The sequence below is a fragment of the Sphingomonas sp. 66-10 genome (assembly GCF_001897045.1).
Taxonomy (GTDB): domain Bacteria; phylum Pseudomonadota; class Alphaproteobacteria; order Sphingomonadales; family Sphingomonadaceae; genus Sphingomonas; species Sphingomonas lycopersici.
On record NZ_MKRR01000167.1, the window covers coordinates 1 to 3,925 of the forward strand.

The 3,925-nt window shown below is 68.2% G+C and carries 7 protein-coding genes; 1 reads left to right on the forward strand and 6 read right to left on the reverse strand.

Annotation, left to right across the window (positions count from 1 at the left end):
* The 4 genes from BGN95_RS26025 to hisI form a co-directional block, all read right to left on the reverse strand.
* On the reverse strand, positions 1-473 hold a 473-nt coding region (locus tag BGN95_RS26025), incomplete at its 3' end, for an acyl-CoA dehydrogenase family protein (protein ID WP_286774517.1).
* A gap of 3 nt (positions 474-476) precedes the next feature.
* A complete protein-coding gene (locus BGN95_RS26030; protein ID WP_179511317.1) occupies positions 477-896 on the reverse strand; it encodes a MerR family transcriptional regulator in 420 nt (139 codons plus the stop codon).
* Positions 897-1,069: 173 nt separating this feature from the next.
* Positions 1,070-1,570, reverse strand: coding sequence for a hypothetical protein (locus BGN95_RS26035; protein WP_286774518.1), 501 nt, complete (start codon positions 1,568-1,570; stop codon positions 1,070-1,072).
* A complete protein-coding gene (gene hisI / locus BGN95_RS26040; RefSeq protein WP_179511316.1) occupies positions 1,567-1,929 on the reverse strand; it encodes a phosphoribosyl-AMP cyclohydrolase in 363 nt (120 codons plus the stop codon). Before hisI ends, BGN95_RS26035 begins: the two co-directional genes overlap by 4 nt.
* Before the next feature lie 307 nt (positions 1,930-2,236).
* Between hisI and BGN95_RS26045 the strand changes: the two genes are divergently transcribed.
* The gene (locus tag BGN95_RS26045; RefSeq protein WP_179511315.1) at positions 2,237-2,671 is read left to right on the forward strand and encodes a hypothetical protein; all 435 of its coding nucleotides are present in this window, start codon (positions 2,237-2,239) and stop codon (positions 2,669-2,671) included.
* A 182-nt stretch (positions 2,672-2,853) separates the two neighbouring features.
* Here the strand turns inward: BGN95_RS26045 and BGN95_RS26050 are convergent, their stop codons facing one another.
* Together BGN95_RS26050 and BGN95_RS26055 are read right to left on the reverse strand one after the other, a co-directional pair.
* Entirely contained in the window at positions 2,854-3,417 is a 564-nt protein-coding gene (locus tag BGN95_RS26050; RefSeq protein WP_179511314.1) for a F0F1 ATP synthase subunit B family protein, read from the reverse strand.
* Positions 3,410-3,904, reverse strand: coding sequence for a F0F1 ATP synthase subunit B (locus tag BGN95_RS26055; protein ID WP_286774552.1), 495 nt, complete (start codon positions 3,902-3,904; stop codon positions 3,410-3,412). Before BGN95_RS26055 ends, BGN95_RS26050 begins: the two co-directional genes overlap by 8 nt.
* Positions 3,905-3,925: the final 21 nt, after the last annotated feature.

Here is a 3,925-nt window from a genome sequence, read left to right on the forward strand (position 1 = left end):
TCGCCCGACACGAGCTTCGGCAGATAGGTCTGCTGCTGCTCGGGCGACCCCTTCACGCGCAGCGCGGAAATCGCGCCGTGCGCCAGCCCCGGATACATGGCGAACGCCATGTTCGACGAAACCATGAATTCCTGAAACGCCGTCGCGACGACGTGCGGCATATCCTGCCCGCCGAATGCCTCGGGCGCGGAAAGCGTGCCCCAGCCGGATTCGACGAACTTGGCATAGGCGTCCTTGAAGCCCTTGGGCGTCGTCACCGTCCCGTCGGGGTGACGGGTGCACCCCTCCTGATCGCCCGATTGGTTGAGCGGGAACAGCACCTCGGCGACGAACCGCCCGCCCTCTTCGAGCACCGCGTCCACCGTATCGGGGGTCGCCGCCGCGAAGCTCGGCAGATTGGTGTAATTGTTGAGCTTGACGACGTGATCGAGCACGAAACGCGTGTCGCGGACGGGCGGCGTATATTGCGGCATGGATCAGGCTTCCTTGGTTGCGCCGGCCTCGAGCAAGGCGACGAAATCGCCCAGCTCCGCGATCGCGGCGTCGATGTCTTTCTTTTGCGCGTCGAGCGTGGCGATGCGTGCACGGCAACGCTCGATCGTGACCGCGCGTTGCGTGTGGCGGCCGTCGCCGAGGTCGTAGAGGTCGATCATCTCGCGGATCTCCGCGAGGCTGAACCCGACGCGCTTGCCGCGCAGGATCCACGCCAGCCGCGCGCGATCGCGGTGCGAATAGATTCGCGCGGTGCCGCGCCGCTCGGGCGCGATCAGGCCTTCGTCCTCGTAGAAGCGCAGCGCCCGCGCGGTGACCCCGAATTCGGCCGCCAGATCGGTGATCGAGAAATCGTCGCGATCGGGCAGCGGGGGAATCTGGGCGTAGGCGGCAACGCTCGACATAAGAGGAAGCTAACTTCCCTTTACGTGAACGTCAACTTTGTCCCGACCGGTGACCGCCCTTGAAATCCTCCGTCATTCCCGCGAAGGCGGGAATCCATTCTGGCTGGCCTCACGACTCTTTCCGTGACCTGCGCGAATAGATTCCCGCCTTCGCGGGAATGACGCGGACGGGTTCAACCCGCGGCCCCACATAGCGGCTTGCCGTCGGGTGCGGGCAGCGAGGCGGCCTCGGATTCGGCCGCACTCAGTCGCTCGGCGGTGAGCGCGCTCAGCGATGCGCGGCCGGTGCATAGTTGCTCGCAGGATTGGGGCAGTACCGGCGGGAAGGCCAATTTGGCGCCGTCGAGCCGCGCCTCGAAGCGGCACCCGGCGCCCAGCGTCACCGCAAGCGTCCCCACCCCCTTGGCGGTGCCGCGCGCAATGCAATGATGCCCGTCGCCGTAATCGACGCTCGCGCCGATGCGATAGCCGCCGCCGGCGCGGAGGATGCAGACATGGTCGCTCTCCGATGCGAACACCCCGACCGGGTCGACATGCGTAGGGTCACCGACCATCCCGGCCGCGATCGCCGCGCGTTCGAGTTGCGCCCCGGCACCACTCTGCTCGGGCGCCGGCGCGGGCGATGTGCCGCACCCGGCGAGCAGAACGAGCAACGCCAGCGCGGCTCGGCTCAATCGACGCGCTCCAGCCCGTCGTCGGCGAGGCGGCGGTAGAAGCAGCTCAACGCGCCGGTGTGACAGGCGGGGCCGGCGGGGTCGGCGATCAGCCACAAGGCGTCCTGATCGCAATCGATCCTGATCTCCGCGACGCGCAGCACGTTGCCCGAGGTCTCGCCTTTCTTCCACAGCCGCCCGCGACTGCGCGACCAGAAGGTCGCCTCGCCGCTCGCCCGGGTCGCGGCGAGCGCCTCGGCGTTCATATGCGCGACCATCAGCACCGCGCCGCTCGCCCGATCGGTGACCACCGCCGTAACGAGCCCGTTGGCATCATATTTGGGATCGAGGGCCAAGCCCGATTCGCGCGCGTCGCTCATGCCGGTGCATTAGCGTGGCAGGAGCATCCGCGTAATCCGCCTTGTGTCCCCGCGAACAGCCTGGGCTCCCGCCTTCGCGGGAGCACAACGGCTCTCGGGAGGCGCTTGAGCCTGCCGCCCGCGCCTGATAATCCCGACAGCATGAGCAAGCACACCCAACAAACCCGCACCTTTCTGGCGGCGTTGGCGCGCGTGCTCGATCGAGGGCGCTGCTGAAGGCAGCCGACCCGCCTCGCGACACTCCACCACCCCGCCCGATCGGCGGGGTTTTTCGTGTCGGTCGGGCCTTTTTTGACGGATGACCGACATGACCCATGATCTCGATGACGCAGCGATCGAGCGGATCGCGCTCGGCGTGCTCGATTGCACGCTGCCCAAAAGCGAATGGAGCCACGCCGCGCATTTCGCGGCGGCGCTCTGGCTGCTCCGCCACCGGCCCCACGTCGCGACACCCGCAGCAATGCGCGAGACGATCCGTCGCTACAACGAGGCGACCGATACGCCCAACACCGACGAAGGCGGCTATCACCATACGATCACGATTGCGTCGCTACGGGCGGCGGCGGCGCATCTGGCGGGTTATCCGGGGGAGATCGGGCTGTCCGCGATCCTCGCCGCGCTGCTCGCCTCACCGCTCGGCAAGCCCGACTGGCTGCTCGGCTACTGGCGGCGCGACCGGCTGTTCTGTCGCGATGCGCGGCACGACTGGCGCGAACCGGATATCGCCCCGCTGCCATTCTGAAAAACCCCTCCGTTCGCCCTGAGCTTGTCGAAAGGCTGCCCTACTTCGTCGGAAGAAAGTGCAGGGCTTCGACAGGCTCAACCCGAACGGAGGAAAGGTGGCGCCCCTGACGACGGGCGCCCAAAACGAAACGGGGCGACCCCAAGGCCGCCCCGTTCGTATCTTCACTAAGACGAAACCGCTCAGTGCGGACGGCTCAGCCCGGCGATCGTGCGGTCGACCAGCGCCTTGTCCGCGCTCGCGCCGTGGCGCTCGGCGATCAGCGTGCCGGCCGCCTTGGCCGCCGCATCGGCGGTCTTGGCGCGGACCTCGGCGATCGCGGCGCGCTCGGCGGCGGCGATCTTGTCCTCGGCCATCTTGGCGCGGCGCTGCACCAGCTCGGCGGCATCGGCCTTGGCCTGGGCGATCACGGCCTCGGCCTCATGCTCCGCCTGGGTCGCCATTTCGGCGGCGTTCTTTTCGGCATCGGCGATCTTGCGCGCATATTCGTCGCGCAGCGCCTCGGCCTCGGAACGCAGCTGCTTGGCTTCGTCGAGCTGCTTGCGGATATCGGCGATCTGGCGATCGAGCATCGCGCCGATCGCACGGATGCCGCCCTTCCAGATCACGATCGCGATCAGCACCGCCATCGCGATCGACACCCAGACGGTGCTGTTCAGCACCCCGAACAGCGCCGGATCGGCGGCATGTTCCGCGCCCTCGGCAGCAGCCTCGGCGGCCTGCGAAAGAAGAAGAAGATCAGCCATGCGTCATCGCCGCCTTCACGGCCCCTTTCGCCTCGTCCAGCGACACCGACGCACCGGAGACGCGCGAGACGATCTCCTGCGCGGCCTCGGCGGCGACCGCCTCGATCTCGGCCAGCGCACGATCGGTGGCCGCACGGACCTCCGCCTCGCCGGCCGCGACCTTCGCCGCCTGCTCCTCATGCGCCGCGCGGAGCGTCGCCTCGGTCGCCTTGGCGGCGCGCGAACGGGCTTCGGCGACCAGCGCCTGCGCCTTTTCGCGGTTGGCATGATCGCGCTGGCGCCATGCTTCCTCGGCCTTGTCGGCCTCGTCGCGCGCGCGGGACGCGGCGGCGAGATCGTCGGCGATCGACTTGTCGCGCGAATCGATCGTCTTCTGCACCTTGGGCAGCATGCCGCGGCCCACGACGAAGAACACGATGCCGAACGTCAGCAGCAGCCAGAAGACCTGCGACGCGTAAACGGCGGCGAGCTGGGATATCTGTGGCATGTTCGTCCTGCCTCGGCGGCG

Excerpts from the sequence above, each read along its gene's own strand:
- BGN95_RS26030 (WP_179511317.1), bottom strand. The coding sequence starts at position 896 with ATGTCGAGCGTTGCCGCCTACGCCCAGATTCCCCCGCTGCCCGATCGC.
- hisI (WP_179511316.1), bottom strand. The coding sequence starts at position 1,929 with ATGAGCGACGCGCGCGAATCGGGCTTGGCCCTCGATCCCAAATATGAT.
- BGN95_RS26045 (WP_179511315.1), top strand. The coding sequence starts at position 2,237 with ATGACCCATGATCTCGATGACGCAGCGATCGAGCGGATCGCGCTCGGC.
- BGN95_RS26050 (WP_179511314.1), bottom strand. The coding sequence starts at position 3,417 with ATGGCTGATCTTCTTCTTCTTTCGCAGGCCGCCGAGGCTGCTGCCGAG.
- BGN95_RS26055 (WP_286774552.1), bottom strand. The coding sequence starts at position 3,904 with ATGCCACAGATATCCCAGCTCGCCGCCGTTTACGCGTCGCAGGTCTTC.